This window comes from Sphaerotilus sp., assembly GCF_013299175.1.
GTDB lineage: Bacteria > Pseudomonadota > Gammaproteobacteria > Burkholderiales > Burkholderiaceae_C > Sphaerotilus.
The window spans coordinates 1-3,897 of the sequence record NZ_JAAFKF010000182.1; the positions used below are offsets into that span (position 1 = coordinate 1).

At 67.5% G+C, this 3,897-nt stretch carries 4 protein-coding genes; 2 read left to right on the forward strand and 2 right to left on the reverse strand.

Going from position 1 to position 3,897, the window contains the following annotated elements; all coding sequences use genetic code 11:
• Positions 1-38: 38 nt before the first annotated feature.
• Positions 39-533: a ribonuclease HI gene (gene rnhA, locus QZW52_RS18805; protein WP_294001600.1), complete on the reverse strand. Its 495-nt coding sequence runs from the start codon at positions 531-533 to the stop codon at positions 39-41.
• 13 nt (positions 534-546) lie between these two features.
• On the reverse strand, positions 547-1,323 hold the full coding sequence (locus QZW52_RS18810; protein WP_363227067.1) for a class I SAM-dependent methyltransferase: 777 nt from the start codon (positions 1,321-1,323) through the stop codon (positions 547-549).
• Between the two features lie 37 nt (positions 1,324-1,360).
• On the opposite strand from QZW52_RS18810, the gene gloB reads away from it, so the two are divergent.
• Positions 1,361-2,131: a hydroxyacylglutathione hydrolase gene (gene gloB, locus QZW52_RS18815; RefSeq protein WP_294001604.1), complete on the forward strand. Its 771-nt coding sequence runs from the start codon at positions 1,361-1,363 to the stop codon at positions 2,129-2,131.
• Complete coding sequence (locus QZW52_RS18820; protein ID WP_294001605.1) at positions 2,128-3,810, forward strand: transglycosylase SLT domain-containing protein; 1,683 nt, start codon at positions 2,128-2,130, stop codon at positions 3,808-3,810. The genes gloB and QZW52_RS18820 overlap by 4 nt, the downstream gene beginning before the upstream one ends.
• Positions 3,811-3,897 lie beyond the last annotated feature (87 nt).

The window sequence follows — 3,897 nt, forward strand, 5'->3', positions numbered from 1 at the left end:
ATCAAAACCCGTCATGCCCGCGAAGGCGGGTCTTGGCGCTACCGGCGGGCCGCTTCCACCCCGCGGTTGGCCAGCGCATCCGCCTTTTCGTTGCCCGGATCCCCCGCATGCCCCTTGACCCAGCGCCACTCGACCTTGTGCAACTGCGACAGCGCGTCCATGCGCTGCCAGAGATCGGCGTTTTTCACGGGTTGCTTGGCGGCGGTTTTCCAGCCCCGCGATTTCCACCCGTGGATCCAGGTGGTGATGCCGTTCTTGACGTACTCGCTGTCGGTGTAGAGCACGATGTCACAGGTGCGTTTCAGGCTCGCCAACGCCTCGATCACCGCGGTCATCTCCATGCGGTTGTTGGTCGTGTTCGGCTCGCCACCGAAGAGTTCCTTGTCGTGGTCGCCGCTCTGCAACCAGGCGCCCCAGCCACCCAGGCCGGGATTGCCCTTGCAGGCGCCATCGGTGTAGATGACCACCTGCGGTCGGGTCACGGACAGCGCGGGCTTGGCCGCCGCGGAGGGGGAAACGGTGTCTTCGGTCATGCAGTGCGCTTGGCTATTCAGTCGTGTTCCGGGAGGTGCCAGGGGTCGTGTGCGGCTGGCGCTGGGCGACGGCGGCGGGCGCTGTCCCCACGCGGCGCTTGCGTTTCCATTCCGGGCCGAGCAGGCGCATCGCACGCACCCGCTTGACGGCGGTCAGCACGTAGACCGAGCCGAACACCGGCCACCACCGCTCGCCCGCCTGGTCCCACCACGCACTGCGGTCCAGCCACCCCTGCGAGGCAAAAGGCGGACGATAGCACCCGAAATGCCCCGATTCGATCTCGAATCCCAGCAACCGCAACCAGTCCCGCAGCCGCCGCGGGCCGATGAATTCGCCCGTTTCGGACATCACCGGGCTGGTCATGCCGACCCGGCGCCCGATGGTGTCGAGCTGGTGGCACAGGCCCCACAGACTGGTCGGATTGAAGCCGACGATGACCACGCGACCTTCCGGCATCAGCACGCGCTCGACCTCGCGCAGGGTGTGGTGGGCATCCGCCGTCATCTCCAGCGTGTGCGGCAACACGGCGAGATCGAGGCTGTTGCTGGGGAAAGGCAGCGTGTCGTAGTCGGTGAGTACACTGACCGGCAGCGCACCTTCCCCGCCGCCCAGATCGGCATCGAGCTGCCCGTCATTGAGCAGCCAGCGGTGGCTGATGCGGCTGCAGCGCAGCGCCTGCACCATCGGCCAGCCAACCTGCACGGCGTGGTAGCCGAAGATGTCGGCCACCACACGGTCGAGCTGCTGCTGCTCCCAGGCCAGCAGATAGCGGCCAGCAGGGGCTTTCAACCAAGGGGCTCTCTCTATAATCCGCGAATCCTGCGCCATGAATCTGCTATCCCTACCCGCCTTCGACGACAACTATCTCTGGATGCTCCACAACGGCCGCGAGGCGGTGGTGGTCGATCCGGGAGACGCGACGCCGGTCATTGCCGCACTGGACCGTGCCGACTTGCGGCTCTCGGGCATTCTAGTGACCCACAAGCATCCCGATCATGTCGGTGGTCTGCGGACGCTGCTCGACCATCCGCGCGCAGTGGCGGCGCAGGTCTGGGGTCCGGGCAACGAGCCGATGCCTGTGCCGGTGATTCCAGTCCATGACGGCGACCGCATTGACCTGCCGGGCCTGGGTCTGAACATCGACGTGATGGCGGTTCCGGGCCACACGCTCGGGCATCTGGCGTATTTCACCGGATCGGTCCTGTTCTGCGGCGATACGCTGTTCTCGGGCGGCTGTGGCCGTCTGTTCGAAGGCACGCCCGCGCAGATGCATGCGTCGTTGAGCCGCTTCGCCGCACTGCCAGCCGAGACGCTGGTCTGCTGCGCCCACGAATACACCTTGGCCAATCTGCGTTTCGCGCGCGCAGTCGAGCCGCACGGCCCCGCCCTGGCGGCGTACCAGGCCGAGTGCCAGTCCTTGCGTGAACGCGGTCTCCCCACCTTGCCCTCGACAATCGGGCGGGAGCGGCAGATCAACCCTTATTTGCGTTGCGACCAGCCGGACGTGATCGCTTCAGCGGTCGCACGAGGCGCCGATGGCCGGGATCCGGTGTCGGTGCTTGCGACGATACGACGATGGAAAGACCAGTTTCAATGACCCGTGATGCCCGCTCCCGCTCGACCACCTTCGCCCTGTCGGCGCTGGTGCTGGCCCTGACCGGCTGCGCCTCGGTGCCCGACAACGGCACCTACACCAGCGCGCTGCAGACCCAGACCGATGTCAAGCCGCCGCCGATGGTCACGACCGTTGGCGCCAAGGACCTGCCCGCTGCCCTCGCCCGTGCCGAAGGGCCGCTGTCGCCGGTGCCGGGCATTGATCCGGTGGCGGTGCGGCCTGCGGCGCAGGCACTTGGCGCCGAAGACCCCCGCGACGCCGTGGGTCCGCTGGAAGACCCGCTGAGCGGCCAGACGATGGTGCTGGGCGACGTGAACGCCCGCAAGGATCTGTGGGGCCGTGTGCGCGGCGGCTTCGGCATGCCCACGCTCGACAGCGATCTGGTGCGTGACCACGAACGCTGGTACGCCAGCCGCCCCGACTACGTCAAGCGCATGACCGAGCGTGGCTCGCGTTACCTCTTCCACGTCGTCGAGGAGCTGCAACGCCGCAAGATGCCGACCGAGCTGGCGCTGCTGCCCTTCATCGAAAGCGCGTTCAATCCGCAGGCCATGTCCTCCGCGCGCGCCTCCGGCATGTGGCAGTTCATGCCGCTGACCGGCAAGGACTACGCGCTCAAGCAGAACATGTTCCGCGACGACCGGCGCGACGTGCTGGCCTCGACCCGCGCCGCGCTGGACTACCTGGGTCGCCTGAACAAGATGTTCGGCGGCGACTGGCAGCTCTCGCTGGCGGCCTACAACTGGGGCGAAGGCAACGTCAAGCGTGCGATCGAGCGCAACCAGCGCGCAGGATTGCCGACCGACTACGAGAGCCTGACCATGCCGGCCGAGACGCGGCATTACGTGCCCAAGTTCCAGGCGGTCAAGAACATCGTGATGGCCCCGCAGGACTTCGGCCTGACGCTGCCTCCGCTGGAAAACCACCCCTACTTCGTCAGCGTGCCGATCCGCCGGGACATGGACGTGGCGGTGGCCGCGCGGCTGGCGGGCATGCCGCTGGACGAGTTCAAGGCGCTCAATCCGCAGATGAACAAGCCGGTCATCCTGGCCGCTGGCACGCCGCAGGTGCTGCTGCCCTACGACAACGCGGGGGGCTTCATCCGCCGCCTGGGCGAGTTCCGTGGGCCGCTGGCGAGCTGGACGGCGTGGGTCGTGCCCAGCACGATGCGCAGCGCCGAAGCCGCCCGCCAAGCCGGGATGAGCGAAGCCGCTTTGCGCGAGATGAACCACATCCCGCCGAAGATGCTGGTCAAGGCAGGTTCCACGCTCCTGGTGCAACGCAACGAACAGCGCGTCCAGGATGTGCCGGAACACGTCGCCGACAACGCCCACATGGCGCTGGCGCCGGATCTGCCGCCGCTGCGCAAGGTGGCGATCAAGGCGCGCAAGGGCGACACCGTGCTCGCGCTGGCCAAGCGTTACCGCGTGACGGCCACGCAGATCGCCCACTGGAACCACATCGACGACGAGACGCGCTTCAAGAAGGCGCAGTCGCTCGTGATCTGGCAGCCGGTCAAGGAAGCCGGCGCTTCGCGGCGTGAACTGGCGGCGGCAGGCAAGGCGGGCCGCAAGCTCGCACGGCAGCTCGCAGCGGCGGAATCGCGTGGCAACGCGGTCAAGGGCACCAAGATCCGCCCGACGCGTCTGGCACGCAAGTAAGCACTGCAGGAACTGGCACGGCTGCCGCACCCAGCGGCAGCAGCCTCAGCGGCGGTCGGAGAAGGCGTAGGCGATGGTGCCGAGATC